Genomic DNA, 20,892 nt, shown 5'->3' on the forward strand with positions numbered 1-20,892 from the left:
GACCAGGAGACACCGTGTCCCTCCGTCGTCCACTCGCGCTCGCTTCCGCGCTCGCCGCGGCGCTCGTGCTCACCGCCTGCGGCGGTGGCGCCGCCCAGCCGGAGTCGCCGACCTGCCCGGACGGGCAGATCCGGTTCGGTGTCGAGCCGTTCGAGGACCCCGCCCGGCTCACCCCCGCCGCGGAGGTCCTCGGCGACGCCCTGTCGCGGTCGCTCAACTGCCCCGTCGAGGTGCAGGTCACCGACGACTACTCCGCCGAGGTGCTGGCCATGGAGAACGGCCGCCTCGACATCGCGATCTTCGGCCCGCTCGGCTACGTGTTCGCGAGCCAGCGCGCGGGTGCCGAGCCGCTGGCCTCCTTCGGGGACGCCCACGGCACCCTCTCCAGCTACACCGCCGGCATCTGGGTCCCGAAGGACTCCGACATCACCGCGATCGACCAGCTGCGCGGCCGCTCCCTCGCACTCGCCTCCGTCGGCTCCACCTCCGGCGACGCCCTGCCGCGCAAGGCGCTCGTGGACGCGGGCATCGGTCAGGAGGAGGTGCGGATCGACTACGCGGGCGGCCACCCCGAGGCGCTGCTGGCCCTGATCAACGGTGCCGTCGACGCGGCCGAGATCAACTCCCAGCAGCTCGCCAGCGCCACCGCCGCCGGCACCTTCGACCCCGCCGGGTACCGGCAGGTCTGGACCTCCGAGCCCATCCCGAACGACCCGGTCACCGTCCGCGGGGACATGGACCCCGCGTTCAAGACCGCGGTGCGCGACGCCCTGCTGAACCTCGACCCCGCCGCCGTCGGCGAGATCGGCGCCCTGCTCGACGTCTCGCCCCCCGGCCCGCTCGTCCCCGTCGAGCAGGCCACCTACCAGCCGCTGTTCGACCTCGCCGCCGCGCTCGGGCTCACCGAGGAAGACGTCTGATGCGAGTGCCCCGTCTAGCGCTGACCGGCCTCACCGTCCGCTACGGCGGCCGCCCGGTCCTGCACGGCGTCGACGTCACGGTCGCGGCGGGGGAGCTGCTCGCCGTGCTGGGCGCGAACGGTTCGGGCAAGTCGACGCTGCTCCGCGCGGCGGCCGGGCTCACCCCGGCCACCGGCACGGTGGCCGTCGACGGACGCCCGCGGGAGGCGCTGGACATTGCACTCGTGTTCCAGCAGATCCACCTCGTGCGCCGGCGCAGCGTGCTCGACAACGTCTGCGCGGGCGCGCTGGGCAGGCTCCCGCTGCACCGCAGCCTCGTCCCGGCGCTGTTCCCCCGGGAGGTGCGCGAGGAGGCCATGGCCTGCCTCGACCGCGTCGGGCTCGCCGACCGCGCCCACGAGCGCGCCGAACGCCTCTCCGGTGGCCAGCAGCAGCGCGTGGCGCTGGCCCGGGCCCTGTGCCAGCGCGCGCCCGTCGTCCTCGCCGACGAGCCCGTCTCCGCGCTCGACCCCGCGGCCGCCGAGCAGGTCCTCGCCCTGCTCGCCGAGCTGGCCCACACGCAGGACCTCGCCGTGCTCGCCGTGCTGCACCAACCCGACCTCGCCCGCCGCCACGCCGACCGCATCGTCGGCCTGCGCGAGGGACGGGTCGTCCTCGACGGTGACCCGGGCCGGCCCGTCGACGTCCTCTACCCCCACACCGCGCTGGAGCCCGTGCCGTGACCGTCCTGTCCCGGGAGGCACCCCGCCTCCCCGTACCCCCGAAACCGCGCCGCACCCGCGCCCAGGTCATCGGCTGGATCGTCGCCGCGGTCGTGGTGGCCGCGCACGTCGTCGCCTGGCGGGCCACCGACATGTCGCTCGGCGCGCTCGTCGAGGGCTGGCAGGGCATGGCCGACTTCCTCGCCGAGGCGATCCCGCCGGACCTCTCGTCCGAGGTGCTCGGCGACGGCATCGCCGCGGCGGCCGTCACGCTCTGGATCGGCCTGCTCGGCACGACGCTGTCGATCCCGGCCTCGCTGGTGCTGGCGCTGCTCGCCGCCCGCGGCACCGCGCCCGGCCGCGGGACCTACCAGGCGGCCCGGTCGCTGCTGTCGTTCCTGCGCGCCGTGCCCGACGTCGTGTTCGCGCTGATCTTCGTGACCGCGGTCGGCCTCGGGCCCTTCCCCGGCGTGCTCGCGCTGGTCTGCCACAACGTCGGGGTCATGGGCAAGCTCTGGGCCGAGGCGCTCGAGGACGCCGACCCGGGGCCGGCCCAGGCCCTGCGCTCTGCAGGCGCCGGCCGGATCCAGGTGGCCGCGCACGCCCTGCTGCCCACGGTGACCCCGCAGCTGGTGGGGCTGCTCATGTACCGCTTCGACGTCAACGTCCGGTCCTCGCTCGTGCTCGGGCTCGTCGGCGCGGGTGGCATCGGGTTCCTGATCAACCAGTCGATCCAGCTGTTCCAGTTCGACGAGATGCTCACCCACATCCTGATCGTCCTGGTGCTGGTCGTGGCAGTCGACCGGCTGTCCGCACTCGTCCGCCACCACCTGGGGAGCTCCACGTGACCACTCGTGTGATCGCACTCGCCGCCCTCGACATCGCCGGCACCACCATCGACGAGGGCGGCGCGGTCTACCGCGTGCTCGCCGAGGTGGTCGCCGAGCACGGCACGCCCGCCTCCGACGCGGACATCCGGCACTGGATGGGCGCCGACAAGCGGGAGGCCCTCGCCGCGCTCACCGGGGACGCCGGAGCCACCGAGGCGCTGCACGCGCGGTTCGTCGAGCGCCTGCGCCAGGCCTACGCGCAGCACCCGCCCGCGCCGGTCGCGGGGGTCCCGGAGGCGCTGGCGCGGCTGCGCGCGGCCGGGGTCCGGGTCGCGCTCACCACGGGCTTCGACCGCCAGGTCACCGACCCGCTCCTCGAGGCCGTCGGCTGGCGGGTCGGCGAGCAGCTCGACGCGGTCGTGTGCGCCCCCGAGGTCGAGGCCGGGCGGCCCGCGCCGCACATGATCCACGAGGCGATGCGCCGCACCGGCGTCGAGGACCCGGCGCTCGTCGTCGCCGCGGGCGACACCGCCCTGGACGTCCGCGCCGGCCTCGCCGCGGGCGCCGGGCTGGTCGTCGGCGTACTCAGCGGCGCCCAGGACCGCGACGAGCTCGAGCGCGAGCACCCGACCCACGTCCTGGGCAGCGTCGCCGAGCTGCCCGACCTCGTCGCGCGCGGCTGAGCCGCCCCTCACCAGCGCACGGGCAGCGCCTCGAGGCCGTGGATCGCGTGGTTCACGCGGAACGGGACCTCCTCGTCGGGCACCGCGAGGCGCAGCCCGGGGAAGCGGCGCAGCAGCGCCGGGAAGGCGATGCGCATCTCCATGCGGGCCAGCGGGGCGCCGAGGCAGTGGTGGATGCCGTGGCCGAAGGCGATGTGGCCCGCGCCGCCGCGGGTGACGTCGAGCCGGTCGGGGTCGTCGGCGAGCGCGGGGTCCCGGTTGGCCGCGGGCAGGTTGAACAGGACGAGGTCGCCGGGGGCCACGGTGGTGCCGTCGATGGTGACCTCCCGGGTGGCCATCCGGGGCGAGCCGCTGTTGACGATGGTGAGCCAGCGCAGCAGCTCCTCGACCGCGGCGGGCACGCTCGACGGGTCGTCGCGGACGAGGGCGAGCTGGTCGGGGTGGCGCAGCAGCGCCAGCGTGCCCAGGGCGAGCATGTTCGCGGTGGTCTCGTGCCCCGCCACGAGCAGCAGCCCCGCGACGCCCACGAGCTCGGGGTTGCTCAGCTCGGCGTCGTGCTCGCGGACGAGCATGCCGATCAGGTCCTCGCCGGGGGCGCGGCGCGCCCGCTCGACGAGGGCGGTCATGTAGGCCAGCGACTCCGCGGCCAGCCCGGTGCGCTCCTCGGTCGAGAGCCGCACGTCGAGCTGGCGGCTCGTCCGCTCCTGGAACTCGTCCTGGTCGGTCGGCGGCACCCCCAGCAGCTCGCAGATCACCAGGGAGGGCACGGGCAGGGCGAACCCCGTGACGAGGTCGGCAGGCGCGCCGCCGCGCTCCAGGGCGTCGCGTTCGAGGGCGTCGAGGTGGGCGTCGACGATCTCGACGATGCGCGGCTCCAGGCGCCGCATCCGCCGGACGGTGAACTCCGGGGTGAGCATCCGACGCAGCCGCGTGTGGTCGGGCGGGTCGAGGGCGAGCAGGTTCCCGGCCCGGTCGCCGGAGAGCTGGCGGGGGTCGACGCGCGGGGCGCCGCCCTCGTCGCGGGGCAGGTCCTCGGGCGTCCAGCCGTTGGCGAAGCTCTCGGTGTCCCCGAGCAGGCGGCGGACGTCGGCGTAGCGCGTCGTGAGCCAGGCCTGCGGGCCGAAGGGCGTCGGCACGCGGATCAGGCCGGGTCGATCGCGAAGGGCGGCGATCTCGGGCACCGGGCCGAAACCGAGCCGGCGCGGGTGGTCCGGGGCGGGGTTCTGCGTCACGGGAGCTCCTCTGTGGTGGTGCACCCAATGTAATGCAGTCGGTTGACTGAATTGGTTCCACATAGGGTCGAGCGATGATCGAGACGAATGCCGCGGAGCTGGCGCGGCTGCTCCGGACGGCTCAGCAGGCCGGAACGCGGGTCCCGCGCGCGGCGGCACCGGGCCTCGACGCCGCCGCGGGTCACGCCGTCCAGACCGCGGGCCGCGCGCTGCGCGTCGCCGAGGGCGACCGGCAGGCCGGGTGGAAGGTCGGGCTCACCACGGAGGCGGCGCAGGCCACCGTGTCGGCGACGGGGCCGGTGAGCGGCTACCTGGTGGGCTCGACGGTCACCGCGGTGGCGCCGACCTTCGACGCCACGCTCCTGCCGGCCCCGCGGGTCGAGGTGGAGGTGGCGTTCGTGCTGGCAGGCGGCCTGCAGGGGCCGGACCTGACGGCGGCCGACGTGCTGGCCGCGACCGCCTACCTCGCCCCGGCCCTGGAGATCGTCGACAGCCGGTGGGAGGGCGGCCCCGACGGCGTCGGCGCCCTGCTCGCCGACGACGTGAGCGCCGCCGCCGTGGTGGTCGGCCAGCGCGTCGACCCGGACGCCGTGGCCCTGCCGGAACTGCGGGTCACCGGCCGCGTCGGTGCGACGGAGGTCTCCGGGGGCGCGGAGAACGTCTTCGGCGACCCGGCGCGCGCCGTGGCCTGGTTGTGCGCCGACCTGCACCGGCGTGGCGAGGGGCTGCGGGCCGGCGACCTGGTCCTGAGCGGCGCCCTGTGCGGCCCCACACCGGTGCGCGTCGGCGACGCGGTGGAGGCGGACCTCGGTGCGCTGGGCCGGCTGCGGACGGAGTTCGTCACCTCGGCCTGAGCCGCCCGCGAACCTCACGCGGTCAGGACGGGAGACTCGCGCTGTTCAGACGGGAGACTCGCGCTGTCCAGACGGGAGACTCGCCGGGCTCGGGGCGCCCACGTCCGCGAGTCTCCCGTTCTGACAGGGCGAGTCCCTCGTTCGGGCAGGGTGAGTCTCCCGTTCGGGCAGGGTGAGTCTCCCGTTCGGGCGGGCCGGGGCCCTCGATGCGGGCCCGCCGCGCCTGGCTATCGTCGCGGACGGCCCGGCCCGCCCGAACGGCGCGGCGGCGACCGGGAACGTGAGGTGGAAGCCCGATGTCCACGACGGCCCCGATGCCGGCGGAGACCGCGACGGAGGCACCGGCCGGCCGGACGGTCGAGCTGGCGATCGGCGGGATGACGTGCGCCGCCTGCGTCGGGCGGGTGGAGCGCAAGCTCCGCAAGCTCGACGGGGTGCGGGCCGCGGTGAACCTGGCCACCGAGCGCGCGGTGGTCAGCGCGCCCGCCGGTGTCGGAGACGAGCGCCTGGTCGAGACCGTCGAGAAGGCCGGCTACTCCGCGCGGGTCGTCGCGCCGGACGCGGCGCCGGAGCCCGAGGACGTGGACGCCGTCCGCCGGCTGCGGGTGCGGCTGGCCGTCGCGCTGGTGCTGTTCGTGCCGCTCGCGGACCTCTCGCTCGCGCTGTCGCTGGTCCCGTCGCTGCGCTTCCCGTTCTGGCAGCTGGTCGTCGCCGCGCTGGCGCTCCCGGTGGTCGGGTGGGCGGCGTGGCCCTTCCACCGCGCGGCGGTGGCCAACCTGCGCCACGGCACCACCTCGATGGACACCCTCGTGTCACTCGGGGTCGTGGCCGCGACCGCGTGGTCGCTGGTCGGGCTGGTGGCGACGGCCGGGCAGCCCCCGGTGGCCTCCGGGTGGCAGGCCGTGCTGCACCCCACCGGGCCGCTCTACCTCGAGGTGGCGGCGGGCGTGACGACGTTCGTGCTCGCCGGGCGCTACTTCGAGGCGCGCGCCCGCCGTCGCGCGGGCGGGGTGATGCGCGCGCTCGCGCTGCTGCGCCCCGACGAGGTCGCGCTGCTCGAGGGGGACCCGGACTGCGGCACGGACGGCGATACCGAGCGGCGGGTGCCCGCGGCCGTGCTGCGCGTCGGCGACCGGTTCGTCGTCCGCCCGGGCGAGCGGATCGCCGTCGACGGCACGGTCGAGTCCGGCGCCGCCTCCGTGGACACCAGCGCGATGACCGGCGAGTCCGTGCCGGTCGAGGCGGGCCCGGGCACGCCCGTCGTCGCCGGCACGATCGCCACCGGCGGCCGGCTGGTCGTGGTCGCCGACCGGGTCGGCGCCGACACCCGGCTCGCCCGCATGATCGCCGCCGTCGAGCGGGCGCAGGCGGAGAAGTCGGCCACCCAGCGGCTGGTGGACCGCATCTCGTCGGTGTTCGTCCCCGCCGTCCTCGTGATCGCCGCGGGCACCCTCGTGGGCTGGCTGCTGGCCGGGGGCGGGGCGCAGCAGGCGCTGGCCGCCGCGGTCGCCGTCGTGATCATCGCCTGCCCGTGCGCGCTGGGCCTCGCCACTCCCACCGCGCTGATGGTGGCCTCCGGACGGGGTGCCGAGCTGGGCATCTTCGTGAAGGGGCACCGCGCGCTGGAGACCGTGCGCGCGGTCGACACGATCGTGCTGGACAAGACCGGCACCCTCACCGAGGGCCGGATGCGGGTGGCCGGCGTCGCCTGTGTACCCGACACCGACCCCGCCGCGCTGCTGCGCCGCGCAGGCGCCGTCGAGCGCGCCTCCGAGCACGCGATCGCGCGTGCCGTGGTGGAGCACGCGACGCAGGAGCTCGGCGAGCTGCCCGAGGTCGAGGGGTTCACCGCCCTGCCGGGGCTGGGCGCCCGCGGCACGGTCGAGGGCGCCGACGTGGTCGTGGGACGGCCCGAGCTGCTGCCCGACGAGCTGGCCGGGCGGGTGGCGGAATGGGAAGGGGCCGGGCGGACGGTCGTCGCGGTCACCGTGGACGGTGCCGCCGCCGGGGTGATCGCCCTGGCCGACCCGGTGCCCGACAGCTCCCGCGCCGCGGTCGACGGACTGCGGGCCCGCGGGCTGCGCCCCGTGCTGCTGACCGGCGACAGCCCCGCCGCCGCGGCCACCGTCGCCGCCGCCGTCGGGATCGACGCGGTCGACGTGCACGCCCGCGCCCTGCCCGACGACAAGGTCGCCCTGGTGCAGCGCCTGCGTGGCGAGGGGCGCACGGTCGCGATGGTCGGCGACGGCGTCAACGACGCGGCCGCGCTCGCCGCGGCAGACCTGGGCATCGCCGTGGGCGCCGGCGCGGACGTCGCCCTGGAGGCCGCCGACCTGGTCCTGGTGCGCGACGACCTGCGCGCGCTCGTCACCGCGATCGACCTGGCCCGCGCCACGCTCGGCACGATCCGCGGCAACCTGGTGTGGGCCTTCGGCTACAACGTGGCCGCGATCCCCCTGGCCGCGAGCGGCCTGCTCAACCCCCTGCTGGCCGGGGCGGCGATGGCCCTGTCCTCGTTGCTGGTGGTGACGAACAGCCTGCGGCTGCGGACCGCCGCGGGTGGCTGAAGATCGCCGGTTCAGTGCGCTCACGGCAGTGCCCGTGACCGTGACTGCACTCAACCGGCGATCATGACATCGCGCCCCAGCCGCTAGCGCCGGCCCTGCGAGAGCCGGGCGAGCATCTCGTTGTAGGCGCCCAGCTCCGCGTCGTCGTCGCGGTCGGCCCTGCGGTCGTGCCGCGCGGCGGACCGCTCGTCCTCGCGGGACCACTGCAGCAGCAGGGCGACGACGACCACCAGCATCGGCACCTCCCCGGTCGCCCAGGCGATCCCGCCGCCGACCTTCTGGTCGGCGAGCAGGTCGGACACCCACGGCAGCGCCAGCGAGCGGTAGAACTCGCCGCCGATCAGGTCGTCCATGCTCATCAGGGCGATGCCGAAGAACGCGTGGAACGGCATGGCGGCCAGCAGCACGGCCAGCCGGCCCAGGTGCGGCAGCCGCACGGGTGCGCGGTCGACGCCCACGAGCGGCCAGAAGAACAGGTACCCGACGGCGAGGAAGTGCAGGTACATCAGCTGGTGCGCCCAGTGGTAGCGCAGCGACGCCTCGAAGAGCGGCGTGAAGTACAGGACGTAGAACGAGCCGACGAACAGCGTCAGCGTGACCAGCGGGTGGGTCAGCAACCGCGCGACCGGCGAGGCCACCGCGGCGGCCAGCCACTCCCGCGGGCCGGGTGGGTTGCCGCGCCCGGCCGGGTGCAGCACCCGCAGCGCGAGCGTCACCGGGCCGCCGAGCGCGAGCAGCACCGGGGCCAGCATGTTCAGCGCCATGTGGCTGATCATGTGGACGCTGAACAGGCCGGGCGCGTACCGGCCGAGCCCCGATGAGGTCGCGAGCTCCAGCACGACCCACCCGCAGACCCACGCCGCGGTCCGGCCGACCGGCCAGGCGTCCCCGCGGGCGCGCAGGACCCGGGCGCCGTGCAGGTAGAGCGCCACCGCGGCGACCGCGGCGACGGTGAACAGGATGTTGCCCCGCCAGTCGAGCAGCGCCCGCAGCGCGGAGAACGGCTCGGGCAGTTCGTAACCGATGAGCACCTCGCCGTCGGTGTCCGCGCGGGCCAGGAACCGGGGTGGCACGGTGTGCGCCATCGCCGCGGCCACCACGACCACCACCGCGCTCAGCGCGGCGAGCGAGGGCAGCATCCGGGCGCGGCGTCCCGCGAGGAACCAGACCGCCACGGCGACGGCGGCCCACCCCGCCTGCACCAGCTGCCAGCGTCCCCACGCGGTGCCCGGGAGCGAGCCCGGGACCGTCAGCAACAGGGCCAGGACCAGGGTGGACAGCACCCAGGCCGACCCGCTGCCGACCAGCAGGATCCGGGCGCGGCGCCACAGCGGGGCGTCGATCCCGCCGCCGTAGCGGCGGTGCAGCACGAGTGCGACCAGCACGCCCAGCCACACCGCCAGCGCGACGGCCTGGACGATCGCCGCGTCGGTGCCCCAGTCGTGGCCGCGCCCGACCGCGGCCTGCCCGACCGCGGGCACCGGCAGCAGCGCCGCCGTGGCGAGCGCGGCGAGCAGCGCGGCCTCCCACCAGCGCAGCGCCCACGCGCACCCCAGCGCCACGACGGCGGACCCGACGCCGGTGAGCAGCCACGCGACCGGCTCCTCCAGCGCGGCGAAGGTGCTCAGCAGGTCCGGGCCGGCCAGAACCTCGGTCAGGGCCGACCCGGACAGGTCGGCCGCGGTGACCGGGGCGAGCAGCAGCGCCGCGCCGCCGGCCGTGGCGGCGCACCAGCCGGCCCGCCGGATCGCGCGGTAGCCGCCGGCGTCGACGGTTCCGGAGGGCTGGGCGGGTAGCAGGAACGCGGCGTACAGCAGCGAGCCGAGGGACGTGGCCGAGGTCAGGACGACCACCACGCGCAGGGCGCCGACGAGCACCTGCGTCCCGGCGGCGGCGACCGGGATGCCCAGCCGCGCGTACATCTGCGTGTCCACCAGCGTCGCCGCGGCCGCCAGTGCGGCGAGTGCGGCGACCGCGCCGATCCCGGCCGCGACCAGCCGGGGCGATCCCCACCGGACGGCCCGCTGCGACCGCGCGCGGTCGGTGTCCTGCACGTTCCCTCCTCCGCGTCCGCCCCGCCCGGACCGGACGGCCGGGACAGTACGCCCGGCGGGAGGGTGCTCCGGTGGTCGGGCCGGGAACCCGACAGCGGCCCGCGACGACCTCTACGAAGGGGTCGTGTGCTCGAATCGGGGCCATGACCCCTCCGCTGGCAGGCCTGCACGTCGTCGAGTGCGCGAGCTTCGTCGCCGGCCCGACGGGCGGGATGACCCTCGCCCAGCTCGGCGCCGACGTGATCCGGATCGACCCGCTCGGGGGCGGGCCCGACCACGAGCGCTGGCCGGTCGCGGCCTCGGGGAGCAGCTACTACTGGTCGTCGCTGAACAAGGGGAAGCGCTCGGTCGCGGTCGACATGCGCGCGGACGAAGGGCGGGAGCTGGTGCTCGCCCTGGTCACCGCCCCGGGCGCGGACCGCGGCGTCCTGGTGGACAACGTGGTCGGGCGGCGCTGGATGTCCTACGACGCGCTCGCGGCACGCCGGCCCGACCTGATCCACCTGCGCGTGCAGGGCCACGCCGACGGGCGGCCCGCGGTCGACTACACCGTGAACGCCGAGGTCGGGCTGCCCGGGATCACCGGGCCGGAGGAGGGCGGCGCCCCGGTGAACCACGTGCTGCCCGCGTGGGACCTGATCACCGGGCTGTCGGTCTCCACCGGCGTGCTGGCGGCGTTGCACGACCGGAACCGCACCGGGCGCGGTGCGCGCATCGAGCTCGCGCTCGCCGACGTCGCGCTCGCGGGCGTGGCGAACCTCGGATGGCTCTCCGAGGCCGCGGAGCGCGGCTCGGAGCGGCCGCGGCACGGCAACCACGTGTACGGCAGCTTCGGGGTCGACTTCGCCTGCCGCGACGGCGAGCGCGTCATGGTCGTGGCGCTGACCGAGGGGCAGTGGGCGGCGCTGTGCGCGGTGACCGGCACCCGCGAGGTGTTCGACGCGCTGGAGGTGGCGCTCGACGCCGACCTGACCCGCGAGTCGGACCGCTACCGGCTCCGCGAGACGATCGCGGCGATCCTGCGGCCCTGGTTCCTCGCCCGCGACTTCCCGCAGGTCCGCGAGGAGCTCGACGCGGCGCGCGTCCTGTGGGGCAGCTACCGGGGCATGACCGACGTCGTGGCCGCGCACCGGCGCGGCACCCACCCCGTGCTCGCCGACGTCGCGCTGCCCGGTGGCGGGCAGGCGATCACGGCCCGGTCCCCGCTGCGGTGGAACGGGGAGCACGGTGAGCCGGGGCGGGCGCCGCAGCTCGGCCGCGACACCGCGCGGGTGCTCGCCGAGGTGCTCGGCCTCTCGGACGCCGAGATCGGACGCCTGGCCGGCGCCGGCGTGATCGGCGCGGGCGACCGGGCCTGAGTCGGGCGGCCGGTCAGGGCGCGGGAACGGCGTTCATCGCCTCGACGACCTGGACGATCACGGGGTTGTCGGACTGGAGCTGCCGGTGCCAGCCGACGTGCTCGAGCGGGTACTGGTTGATCAGGACGAGGGTCTGCTCGACGTCCGCGACCCCCGCGAGGTGCCGGGCGATGACGGCCTGGACGTCGACGACGAGTGCGCGCTTCGCGTCGACGCTCGCGAGCTCCGGGGCCTCGAGGAACGCGACCGGGCGCACCGCGCCGGCGCCGACCCGCCCGTCCTGGCAGATGTTCTCGGCCGGGTACTCGCGCAGGAAGATCCGGGTGTCGGGGAAGCGGTAGGTCCGGTCGACGGCGCCGGTCAGCTCGGCCATCAGCGTGGCCTTGGTGCGGGCGTCGAGGCCGGTGGGCGCTTCGAGGAACAGCAGGGGCATGACGGGTGCACTCCCGGGTCGGGCGGAGCGGTGAGCGGCTGCTCGAGGTCCGCGAGCTCCTGCTCGGGCCCAAGCGCTTCGGTGATCTCCGTGCCGGGCTGCCCGGCGCCGGCGCGGACATGGTCACCGTGCGGCTGCGCGATCTCGAGTCCCACGGCGTCGTGCGCAGGCGACGCCTCCCCGCGCCGGCGAGCGCGTGGGTGTACGAGCTCACCGAGTGGGGCGCGGACCTCGAGCCGGTGGTGGTCGCCCTCGCCCGCTGGAGCGTCCGGTCGCCGGAGATGGCCGAGCGCGCCGACGAGCCGCTCAGCGTCGACTCCGCCGTGCTGAGCCTGCGGGTGCTGTTCGATCCCCGCGCCGCGGCCGCCGCCACCGTCGCGGTCGGGCTCGTCGTGGACGAGCAGCCGTTCCGGGTGCACGTCGACCGCGGGCGTCTCGAGATCGTGCGCGGCGCCGCGCCGGACGCGGACGTGCAGCTCACGACGGACCCGCACACCCTGGCAGCGCTGGTGCAGGGGGCCCGCGACGTGGACGGCGCCTGCCGATCCGGGCACCTCGGCGTGACGGGTGATCCCGGTGTGGGGCGGGAGTTCTTCGGGCACTTCGGCGACCGCATCGGCCGCAAGAACGTGTTGATCGCCACGCTCCTGCTCGTGGGCGGGGCGACGTTCCTGATCGGGTTCGTGCCCTCCTACGACACGATCGGCATCGCCGCGCCGGTGCTGCTGGTGCTGTTCCGCCTGCTGCAGGGGTTCGGCGCCGGGGCCGAGTACAGCGGCGCGGTGATCTACGCGGTCGAGCACGCCCCGCCGGACCGGCGCGGCTGGTTCGGCAGCTGGTCGCCGATGGGGGTCTCGCTCGGCACGCTGCTGGCGTCCGGGGTGTTCGCCCTTGTCTCGACACTGCCCGAGGAGCAGTTCCTGTCGTGGGGCTGGCGGGTGCCGTTCTGGATCAGCATCGTCCTGGTCGGCGTCGGGCTCTACCTGCGGCTGAGCCTGGCCGAGACGCCGGTGTTCGCGCAGGCCCGGGAGCGTCGTGACGTCCTGCGGACGCCGATCGCGCACGCGCTGAAGACCCAGCCGCGCAGCTTCGTCGTCGTCATCGGCGCGCGTTTCGCCGAGAACGCGCTCGGCTACCTGTTCCCGACGTGGAGCATCAGCTACCTCAGCACCCAGCTGGGCTACTCCCGCACCACCGCGCTCATCGCCGTCACGATCGCCACCTGCGCGCAGCTGGTCATGGTGCCGGTCTGGTCGATCCTGTCCGACCGGATCGGCCGCAGGCCCGTCTACGCCGGCGCCGCGCTCTTCTGCGCGCTGTTCGCGTTTCCCTACTTCCTGCTGCTGCAGACCGGCAGTACGCCGGTGGTGGTGTTCGCGATGGCCGCGGCCGTGGGCATCGGCGTCGCGGGGATGTTCGGGCCGCAGGCGGCCTACTTCACCGAGCTGTTCGGGCCGCGCGTGCGCTACAGCGGGTTCGCGTTCGCCCGGGAGCTCGGCTCGATCCTCGCCGGTGGCCCGGCGCCGTTCCTCGCCAGCCTGCTGCTGGTCTGGAGCGGCGGCACGCCGTGGGCGGTGGCCGGGTACATGGTCGTGCTGTCGCTCATCACGGTCTTCGCGGTGCTGTGGGGCCCGGAGACCTACCGCAGCGACATCCTCGCCGAGCCGACCGTCCGGGCCGCGTCACCGGAGCGAAAATGACGCCAGGCGCCACAATCGCGGTCATGACCGCAGAACGCCGCCCGTTCCGCCTGCTCCCGATCACGCAGGTGCACGTCTACCGGGAGGTGTTCGGCCAGCTCGACGCCATGGTGGCGAGCATGGCGCCGGGCGAGCGCCTGCAGTCGGAGCGGGACCTCGCCGAGGGCCTCGGGGTCAGCCGCGTCTCCGTGCGCGAGGCCCTGCGGGCGCTGGAGAGCATGGGCAAGATCGAGATCCGGCGCAACTCGGGCGCGTTCGTCCTCGATCCGGAGGGCACGCTGCCCGTCGAGCAGCTGCTCGCCGGGGTGGAGCCGGCCGCCGACTCGCTGCAGTGGCTCACGGACCTGCGCGCCGCGATCGAGACCCGGGTCGTGGGGGTGCTGGCGCGCCAGGCGGAGCCGGATCTCGCCGCCGTGCGGGAGTTCCTCGAGCGGGCGGCGGGGGAGCTGGCCGACCAGGACGTCGAGCAGGGCAGCCTGGACGTGCGCTTCGAGGCGCTGCTGGCCCGCGCGGCCGGCAACCCGGTGCTCGAGCGCGTGCAGAAGTGGGTGCACCAGGCCTGGGTGACCGCGTGGGGCGAGTTCGGCCGCGCGCCCGGCGACCGGCAGACCCTGCACGCCGAGCACCTCGCGATCCTGGCCGCGCTGGAGGCGGGCGCCGCCGCCCTCGCGGTGGCCCGGATGGAGGACCACGTCGACTGCCAGGTCCGGGATGCCGCTGCGGTGCGCGGCGGCCAGGAAGGGAGACACCAGTGCACCTGACGCCCGAACAAATCGACACCTACCGCGAGCAGGGGTTCCTCGCGGTCCGCAACGTCTTCACCCCCGACGAGGTCGCCGAGCTGCAACGGGTGACCGACGAGTTCGTGGAGCGCTCGCGGGAGGTCACCGCGCACACCGACGTGTTCGACCTCGAGCCGGGGCACACCGCCGCCGAGCCGCGACTGCGGCGGCTGAAGGCACCTCACCGCCGGCACCCGGCCTACGACCGCGCGCTGCGCAACGAGGCCGTCCTCGCGGTCGTGCGGCAGCTCGTCGGCGACTCCGTGCGGTTCCAGAACACGAAGCTCAACCTGAAGTCGCCCGAGTTCGGCAGCCCCGTCGAGTGGCACCAGGACTGGGCCTTCTACCCGCACACGAACGACGACGTTCTCGCGGTCGGCATCGCCGTGGACGACATGATGCTCGAGAACGGGTGCCTGATGGTGGTGCCCGGCTCGCACCAGGGGCCCGTGCACGACCACCACCAGGACGGCGTCTTCGCCGGGGCGGTGCCCGCCGACGGGCTCACCGAGCAGGCGGTGCCGATCGAGCTGCGCGCGGGCGACGTCTCCGTGCACCACGCGCGGCTGCTGCACGGGTCCGCGCCCAACCGCTCGCAGCGTCCCCGCCGGTTCCTGCTGTTCGAGTACGCGGCCGCGGACGCGTGGCCGCTGGTGGACTTCCCCGGCTGGGAGGCGTTCAACGAGCGGCTGCTGTGCGGCGAGCCGACCGTCACGCCGCGGGTCGAGCCGGTCCCCGTGCGGATCCCGCTGCCCAAGCACGCGCGGGAGGGCTCGATCTACGAGGTGCAGAGCGCGCTGGGCCGCAGCGCGTTCGCCTCCGAGATGTGAGCCAGGTGCGCCGTACTCGACCGGTGACGCCCGGTCCACCGGGGAGGGTCGAGGCCTCCGGCGACCGCGCAGCGGATGCCGGATTGAGTGTGTTCCGCGGAACGCTCGTCTGCCCGTGATCAGCGGGCTCGACGCCGGCTCGGCGTTCCGCCGAACGTTCGTCTGTCCTGGTCAGCCGCTGAATGCAGGTTTGGTGCGTTCCGCTGAACGCGGTCAGGCCGCGGTGCGGGTCCGGCGCGGGAGCAGCGCGTCCAGGATCGGCTCCGGATCCAGGCGCTCGCCGAACCAGTTCGGGGTCAGGGTGGTGCGCTCGATCCGTAGTCCGGCCCGGGTGTGGATCTCGATCAGTCTGTCGGTGTTGCCGGTCAACGGCATGTGGCGGCGGCGCACGGCCTGCACCACGGTCTCGACGTGGCTGGCGGTGCCCGATAGGGCGAGGTTCAGCAGTACCTGTTCCGCAGTCTCCGCATCGGCGACGGTGAGGTGGCGCAGGTCGGGTTCGCCGGCGGTGATCGCGGCGGCGATCCGGGTGAGTGCGGCGGTGTCGGTGCCGGTGAACCGGGTCAACGCCCGCACCTTCGAGTAGGAGATCCGGCCGGCCGCGAACGCTTCGGTGATGCGCGGTAGTCGTTGCAGGGCGTGCGCGACGCGGACGTATTCGGCGGCGGTACGCAGGCTCATCCCGGCCCGCCACGACAACCACTGCGCACACGACCGCACCCCCGGCCCCGCCCGACCCGCACGGTCGTCGAACTCGGCCAACGCCTGCTCCGCCGGTGCCGCACATGATCACGACTTCGGCGCGTAAACGGGCGATTTCCACCTGGGAATGCGCCGACTCCGCGATCATGCGGTGCGGGCGGCAGGCGGATCCCCGCGAGCGGTACCTGAGCGTCTCCGGAAAGACCCTCGAGTACGGCTCACGGTGATCTCTGCCGCCCACGCACCCATTTCCGGCCACGCCCCTCATCGACGGTGCGCGGGAACTGAGCAGGGCGGCGCGAGAATCCGGCCGCCGCACGGTCCGGGCCGACCGGCGGCATTGCCCCAGGTCGGCATCGCGCTGCTGCGGGCCCCGGAGACGGGCATCGCGGAGGGCTGGGCGGCGTCGCTCGACGGGCTGGCTCCCGAGGCCACCGTGCCGACGCGCGCCTACTCGGGACGGCTCGGCCGGGCCGCGCCCACCCCGTACGTCACGGCGTGGGCTGAGCCCGACGCACCGCGCCCGGCGCCCTACCCGCACCAGCGCGGGCTGGTCGGCCAGTGGTGCCGGGGCGAGTCCCACGGGCTGGACCGCGTCAACCACTGGGCCGGGCAGGGCGCGGCCGTGCGACCGAGGAGCCCGCCGCGCAGATCGTCACCCGGATGTGGCGCGAGGCGCGGGAACTCCTCGCCTGACGGCTCGCAGCGCTGCGGCTAGCCGCGCACCCGCCGCGGCGCCGGGCCGGCCTCTGCCAGCTCCTGCCGGGCCTCCTCCACCACGGTGCACGGGTCCTCGCCGTGCGTGGTGCGGGTGGCCAGCACGCGCAGGAGGTGGCGCAGGTGGTCGCGCTCGGCGGGGCCGAGCGGGTCGAGCAGCCGTTCCTCGGCCGCCGCGAGCCGGCGTTCCAGCTCGCAGAGCCGGGCGCCGCCCTGGTCGGTGAGGACCACCCGGCGGACGCGCCGGTCGGCCGGGTCGGGGCGGCGCTCGACGAGGCCGGCACGCTCCAGGTCGTCGAGCAGGTAGGTCATCACCGTGCGGTCGACGCCGAGGTGCTGGGCCAGCGCGAGCTGGCTGCGCGGCTCGCCTGCGGCGGCCGAGAGCACCTGGTAGCCGCGTGGACCGCCGGGGACGTCGCCGACGGCCTCGGTGGTGGCGCGCAGGTACGACCGCATGACCGCGCCCAGGGCCCAGCCGAGATCGGACTCGACGGGGCCGGGTGTGCTCACGGTCGCATCGTACCGGGGGAATGCGGCGACGATGGCGTTCTGTTGACAAGACCGTCTATGAGACAGACGATCTGTGCAACATCCCAGAACCGCCCAGGAGTCCCGATGACCTTGTTCCGCGTCGACGCCAGCATCCGCGTGGAGGGCTCGGTGAGCCGGGAGCTCGCCGACACCGTGGAGCGCACGTGGATCGAGCACCATCCGCACGATCGCGTGCTGCGCCGCGACCTCGCCGCCGACCCGTTGCCCGCCGACGCGTGGCAGCTCGCGGCGACCGCCGGGTTCACCGCCGAGGAGGACCGGACGCCCGCGCAGCGCGACGCCGTGGCGCTGGCGGCCCGGCTCGCGGACGAGGTGCTCGCCGCCGACGCCCTCGTGGTCGCGTCGCCGCTCTACAACTTCGGGGTCTCGCAGCACCTCAAGACGTGGACGGACCTGCTGATCGCCGACCAGCGCTGCGGCCCCGGCCGGCTGCCGCTGCAGGGGAAGCCCGTCACGGTCGTGGTCGCACGCGGCGGCGGGTACTCCCCGGGCACCCCGCGGGACGGATGGGACCACGCCACGCCCTACGTCGAGCGGATCTTCGGCGACGTCCTCGGTGGGGACGTCGCGGTCGTGACCGCCGAGCTGACGCTCGCCGACGTCAACCCGCACATGGCCGACCTGCGCGACCTCGCCGCCGCCTCCCGCTCGTCGGCGCGGGAGCTCGCCGAGAGCACCGCACGCGCCCACGCCCGCCTCGTCGCCCTCGCCCGCACCGGCGCGGCCTGAGCGCTCGCCGGGCCGGCGCGGGAGGGGTCGCGCCGACCCGGCGAGCGGTCGACGGGTGCTCGCGGCGGGCAACTCGATTGCCCGGGCGCCGGTCGTGGGTTCGAATGCCGCCGTGGCCTTCGCGCAGATGCCGTTCGACCCCCGTTCCAGCTTCGGTCCCCGCGTCGCGGCCGGCTACGACGACCAACCGCGGGGTGACGAGGCCGCGGCCGTGGCCCGGCTCGCCGAGCTGGCAGGCGACGGGCCGGCGTTGGAGCTCGCGATCGGCACCGGGCGGATCGGCCTGCCGCTGGCCGCCACCGGCGTGCGGGTCGACGGCGTCGAGCTGTCGGCCGCGATGGTCGAGCGGCTCCGGGCGAAGCCGGGAGGCGAGGCGCTGGCGGTCACCTGCGGGGACATGGCCACGGTCGAGCTCCCGGACCGCTACCGGCTGGTGTACGTCGTGTTCAACTCGCTCATGAACCTGGTGACCCAGGACGCGCAGGTCGAGTGCGTGGCCAACGCCGCGCGGCACCTCACGGGCGACGGGGTGTTCGTCGTCGAGAACGTCGTGCCCGACCCGATGTACGGCCTGCGCCAGGACCGCGACGGCGTCGACCAGTACGTCGACGCGGGGCGCATCGGCCCGGACGGGGCCTCGATCGAGGTCGGGCGCTACGACCGGGTCAGCCAGCGCGTGGACAAGTGCCACGTCGCGCTTGGCGCGTCCGGTGTCGAGGTCGAGCCGCTCGCGCTGCGCTACGTCTGGCCCAGCGAGCTGGACCTGATGGCGCGGCTGGCGGGCCTGCGCCTGCACGCCCGCTGGGGCGGCTGGTCCGGCGAGCCGTTCGACGCCGGCAGCCCGCGGCACGTCTCGCTGTACGGGCGCTGACGCCGCGCGGCGGTCAGCCGTCCGCGTCGAGAAGCGCTCGCGCCGCGTCGAGGACGCGCTCCGCCGCGCCGCGGGCGAACGGACCGGGCATGCCGTAGTAGCGGTGGGCCTCGTCGACCTCGTAGCCGCCGTGCGCGTACTCCTCGGTGGGCGGGAGGTAGCCGGGGCAGCCGCCGGAGTAGCCGGCCACGAGCACGGTCGTTCCGGGGGGCGCGTGCCGGCGGACCTCGTGGGCGGCGGCCGCGAACGGCTCGCCGGGGAGCGCGACGAGCAGCGCGGGGCCCCAGCGCAGGACGCTCACCGGTCCGGACCAGGTCGGCGGGCCCGCGGGCTGCGCGCGTCCCCACGCCGCCCACTCGCGCAGGAGCGCGGCCCTGGCCGGCTCGGCCGTGGCCGCCTCCGCCTCCCACTCCGTGACACCGGCGGCGATCTCGGCGGCCGTCGGCGGGTCCAGGTCGAGCGCCACCTGCCGGGTGGCGGCCCGCACCGGTCCCGGTCCCGGTCCCGGTTGCGGCCCGGCCGTGAGCGCCGCCTCCGCGACGCGGGTGCCGACGCGCTCGGCGGCGGCGAAGGTCCGCCCGTCCGCGGCGGCCGTCGAGATCGACGCCGCGGCGCTGTGGCCGGTGTTGGCGTCGCCCGCGCACCCGGTGACGAACAGGACCGGCCCGCCGAGCCGCTCGGCGAGGACCCGGCGGACGACGCCCGGGTAGTCGGCGGTGAGGAGGGTGTTGTCGGCGCCGAGGACGACGGGGTGGCAGGCGTAGGAGACGACGCCGGCCAGCAGCGAGCCGTCCGGGCGGCGCAGGTGCAGCACCGGGAGCGCGCCGTCGACGGGCCCGCCCGCCCGGCGGCGGTTGCGGGCCACCCCCGGGTCGGCCCCGTACCCGGCCCGCACCTCGACCGGCTCGCGGGCGGCGTGCGCGGCGTCGACGGCGTCGGCGCAGGTGGCGACGAGCGCATCGAGCCAGGTCTCGTCGACCGGGCCGCCGAGGCGCCCGCGCATGCCGGCGGGGCCGCCGTGCGTGTGCGTGGCGTGCACGACGACGCGGTCCGCGGGCAGCCGGCAGCGCCTGCCGATCTCCGCGCAGTCGTCCTCGTGCAGGCCGACGACGTCGACGGTCACGAGCGCGGTGTCCTCGACGACCAGCGCGTGCACCAGCAGCGGGTCGTGCGCGCCGGTGGCCCTTGCCGTCCGCGCCGCGAACCCGGACATGGCCGCGCCCGCCGGCGGCGTGACGTCGCGGACCGCGGTCCCGGCCCTCACGCCGCGGCCCTCACAGCACGACCTCGCCGCCGGCCACCACCTGCCGGACCTGCAGGTCCGGGCCGAGGAGCAGGAGGTCGGCGGGCGCGCCGGGGGCGAGCAGGCCGCGACCGCCTGCGAACCGGCCCGGGTTCAGCGTGGCGAGCCGGACGGCGTCCCCGAGCGGGAGCCCGATCAGCCGGACGACCTGCGCGACGCCGTCGGCCAGGCAGCGCGCCGCCCCGGCGAGGTAGGGAGTGCCGGCCTCGGACAGCCGGCCGTCGGGGGAGAGCACGACGGCGCCGCCGACGGGCGTCGTGTACTCCCCGGGCGGCATCCCGGCCAGCGCGACCGAGTCGGACACCAGCACCGACCGCTCCAGCCCCTTCGCCCGGAGCATGGCGGTGAGCGTGTCGGCGGGCAGGTGGTGGCCGTCGGCGATGAAGCCCGCCGTGAGCCGGTCGTCGGCGAGCTGGGCCCACAGGTAGTTCGGGTGCCGCGCGAGCACGGCGTGCGCGCCGTTGCCGAGGTGGGTCGACAGGCGCGCGCCCGCGTCGGCGACCGCGCGGACCTGCGCCGGGGTGGCGTGCGTGTGCCCGATCGCGACGAGGGTGCCGGCCCGGGACAGGTGCTCGGTGTAGGCGACCGCCCCCGGGTGGTGCGGGGAGAGCGTCACCATCCCGACGAGCCCCCCGCACGCCTGCTGCCAGCGGTCGAACTCGGCCGGGTCGGGCGGGCGCACCTGGGCGATCGGGTGCACCCCGCGCGGGCCGTCCTCGCGGGAGATGTGCGGCCCTTCCACGTGCACGTACGGGACCGCCCGGCGGACGGCGGCGTCGCGCGCCCGGGCCTCGGCGATCGCGCGCAGCGACCGGACGATGTCGCCCTCCGGCGCCGTGATCACGGTGGGGACGACGGTGGTGGTGCCCGCGCGGGCGAGGGCGCGGACGAGCGCGACCACCACCTCCGCGGTGACGTCCGGCCCGTTGACGTCGTGCCCGCCGTAGCCGTTGACCTGCAGGTCCACCAGGCCCGGGAGCAGCCAGAGCGCGTCGGGGGCGTCGGGCACCTCCCGCACGTGGGTGATCGCCGGTCCGTCCGTCACCACCTCGAGGGCGCGTCCGGTGCCCGGGT

19 protein-coding genes and 1 pseudogene are annotated in these 20,892 nt (G+C 75.6%); 13 read left to right on the plus strand and 7 right to left on the minus strand.

Annotated features, from left to right (window positions below):
- Window positions 1–14: 14 nt before the first annotated feature.
- From FB558_RS37485 to FB558_RS37500, 4 genes are read left to right on the plus strand one after another with little or no spacing between them, the layout of a single operon-like run.
- Entirely contained in the window at window positions 15–920 is a 906-nt protein-coding gene (locus tag FB558_RS37485; RefSeq protein ID WP_142062556.1) for a phosphate/phosphite/phosphonate ABC transporter substrate-binding protein, read from the plus strand.
- On the plus strand, window positions 920–1,642 hold the full coding sequence (locus FB558_RS37490) for a phosphonate ABC transporter ATP-binding protein (RefSeq protein WP_142062559.1): 723 nt from the start codon (window positions 920–922) through the stop codon (window positions 1,640–1,642). Before FB558_RS37485 ends, FB558_RS37490 begins: the two co-directional genes overlap by 1 nt.
- The gene (gene phnE / locus FB558_RS37495; protein ID WP_142062562.1) at window positions 1,639–2,469 is read left to right on the plus strand and encodes a phosphonate ABC transporter, permease protein PhnE; all 831 of its coding nucleotides are present in this window, start codon (window positions 1,639–1,641) and stop codon (window positions 2,467–2,469) included. The genes FB558_RS37490 and phnE overlap by 4 nt, the downstream gene beginning before the upstream one ends.
- Window positions 2,466–3,134, plus strand: coding sequence for a phosphonatase-like hydrolase (locus FB558_RS37500; protein WP_246107046.1), 669 nt, complete (start codon window positions 2,466–2,468; stop codon window positions 3,132–3,134). Before phnE ends, FB558_RS37500 begins: the two co-directional genes overlap by 4 nt.
- 8 nt (window positions 3,135–3,142) lie before the next feature.
- Here the strand turns inward: FB558_RS37500 and FB558_RS37505 are convergent, their stop codons facing one another.
- On the minus strand, window positions 3,143–4,366 hold the full coding sequence (locus tag FB558_RS37505; RefSeq protein WP_170231742.1) for a cytochrome P450: 1,224 nt from the start codon (window positions 4,364–4,366) through the stop codon (window positions 3,143–3,145).
- Window positions 4,367–4,440: 74 nt separating this feature from the next.
- Between FB558_RS37505 and FB558_RS37510 the strand changes: the two genes are divergently transcribed.
- Together FB558_RS37510 and FB558_RS37515 are read left to right on the plus strand one after the other, a co-directional pair.
- Window positions 4,441–5,220: a 2-keto-4-pentenoate hydratase gene (locus tag FB558_RS37510; RefSeq protein WP_142062568.1), complete on the plus strand. Its 780-nt coding sequence runs from the start codon at window positions 4,441–4,443 to the stop codon at window positions 5,218–5,220.
- A gap of 296 nt (window positions 5,221–5,516) precedes the next feature.
- On the plus strand, window positions 5,517–7,787 hold the full coding sequence (locus FB558_RS37515) for a heavy metal translocating P-type ATPase (RefSeq protein ID WP_142062571.1): 2,271 nt from the start codon (window positions 5,517–5,519) through the stop codon (window positions 7,785–7,787).
- 83 nt (window positions 7,788–7,870) lie between these two features.
- On the opposite strand, the gene FB558_RS37520 is transcribed toward FB558_RS37515, so the two are convergent.
- On the minus strand, window positions 7,871–9,841 hold the full coding sequence (locus FB558_RS37520) for a cytochrome c oxidase assembly protein (protein ID WP_246107047.1): 1,971 nt from the start codon (window positions 9,839–9,841) through the stop codon (window positions 7,871–7,873).
- 143 nt (window positions 9,842–9,984) lie between these two features.
- On the opposite strand from FB558_RS37520, the gene FB558_RS37525 reads away from it, so the two are divergent.
- Window positions 9,985–11,199 carry a CoA transferase gene (locus FB558_RS37525; RefSeq protein WP_142062574.1) on the plus strand — a complete coding sequence of 405 codons (1,215 nt, stop codon included), beginning with the start codon at window positions 9,985–9,987 and terminating at the stop codon, window positions 11,197–11,199.
- A 13-nt stretch (window positions 11,200–11,212) separates the two neighbouring features.
- Here the strand turns inward: FB558_RS37525 and FB558_RS37530 are convergent, their stop codons facing one another.
- On the minus strand, window positions 11,213–11,632 hold the full coding sequence (locus tag FB558_RS37530) for a tautomerase family protein (protein ID WP_142062577.1): 420 nt from the start codon (window positions 11,630–11,632) through the stop codon (window positions 11,213–11,215).
- A gap of 5 nt (window positions 11,633–11,637) precedes the next feature.
- On the opposite strand from FB558_RS37530, the gene FB558_RS37535 reads away from it, so the two are divergent.
- Genes FB558_RS37535 through FB558_RS37545 form a run of 3 tightly spaced genes read left to right on the plus strand, consistent with a single transcriptional unit; the run spans window position 11,638 to window position 14,944 of the window.
- Entirely contained in the window at window positions 11,638–13,332 is a 1,695-nt protein-coding gene (locus FB558_RS37535) for an MFS transporter (protein WP_142062580.1), read from the plus strand.
- Window positions 13,333–13,355: 23 nt separating this feature from the next.
- Entirely contained in the window at window positions 13,356–14,093 is a 738-nt protein-coding gene (locus FB558_RS37540; protein ID WP_170231743.1) for a FadR/GntR family transcriptional regulator, read from the plus strand.
- A complete protein-coding gene (locus tag FB558_RS37545) occupies window positions 14,084–14,944 on the plus strand; it encodes a phytanoyl-CoA dioxygenase family protein (RefSeq protein ID WP_211367117.1) in 861 nt (286 codons plus the stop codon). Before FB558_RS37540 ends, FB558_RS37545 begins: the two co-directional genes overlap by 10 nt.
- A 213-nt stretch (window positions 14,945–15,157) precedes the next feature.
- On the opposite strand, the pseudogene FB558_RS37550 reads toward FB558_RS37545, so the two are convergent.
- A pseudogene (locus FB558_RS37550) lies at window positions 15,158–15,715 on the minus strand (DUF222 domain-containing protein); the annotation flags it as partial.
- A gap of 271 nt (window positions 15,716–15,986) precedes the next feature.
- On the opposite strand from FB558_RS37550, the gene FB558_RS37555 reads away from it, so the two are divergent.
- Entirely contained in the window at window positions 15,987–16,364 is a 378-nt protein-coding gene (locus FB558_RS37555; protein ID WP_211367118.1) for a nitronate monooxygenase family protein, read from the plus strand.
- Here the strand turns inward: FB558_RS37555 and FB558_RS37560 are convergent.
- Window positions 16,361–16,873: a MarR family winged helix-turn-helix transcriptional regulator gene (locus tag FB558_RS37560; RefSeq protein WP_246107048.1), complete on the minus strand. Its 513-nt coding sequence runs from the start codon at window positions 16,871–16,873 to the stop codon at window positions 16,361–16,363. The two genes, FB558_RS37555 and FB558_RS37560, sit on opposite strands and share 4 nt — an antisense overlap.
- 105 nt (window positions 16,874–16,978) lie before the next feature.
- Here FB558_RS37560 and FB558_RS37565 point away from each other — a divergent pair, with 105 nt between their 5' ends.
- Both FB558_RS37565 and FB558_RS37570 read left to right on the plus strand, forming a co-directional pair.
- Window positions 16,979–17,644 carry an FMN-dependent NADH-azoreductase gene (locus FB558_RS37565; RefSeq protein ID WP_142062588.1) on the plus strand — a complete coding sequence of 222 codons (666 nt, stop codon included), beginning with the start codon at window positions 16,979–16,981 and terminating at the stop codon, window positions 17,642–17,644.
- A 112-nt stretch (window positions 17,645–17,756) separates the two neighbouring features.
- Complete coding sequence (locus FB558_RS37570; protein ID WP_246107049.1) at window positions 17,757–18,515, plus strand: class I SAM-dependent DNA methyltransferase; 759 nt, start codon at window positions 17,757–17,759, stop codon at window positions 18,513–18,515.
- A gap of 13 nt (window positions 18,516–18,528) precedes the next feature.
- Here the strand turns inward: FB558_RS37570 and FB558_RS37575 are convergent, their stop codons facing one another.
- Both FB558_RS37575 and FB558_RS37580 read right to left on the minus strand, forming a co-directional pair.
- Entirely contained in the window at window positions 18,529–19,779 is a 1,251-nt protein-coding gene (locus FB558_RS37575) for a neutral/alkaline non-lysosomal ceramidase N-terminal domain-containing protein (protein ID WP_211367119.1), read from the minus strand.
- Window positions 19,780–19,789: 10 nt separating this feature from the next.
- Window positions 19,790–20,863, minus strand: a complete 1,074-nt coding sequence (locus FB558_RS37580; protein WP_246107050.1) for an N-acetylglucosamine-6-phosphate deacetylase — start codon at window positions 20,861–20,863, stop codon at window positions 19,790–19,792.
- Between the last annotated feature and the right edge of the window lie 29 nt (window positions 20,864–20,892).

This window comes from Pseudonocardia kunmingensis (assembly GCF_006716445.1).
GTDB classification, from domain to species: domain Bacteria; phylum Actinomycetota; class Actinomycetes; order Mycobacteriales; family Pseudonocardiaceae; genus Pseudonocardia; species Pseudonocardia kunmingensis.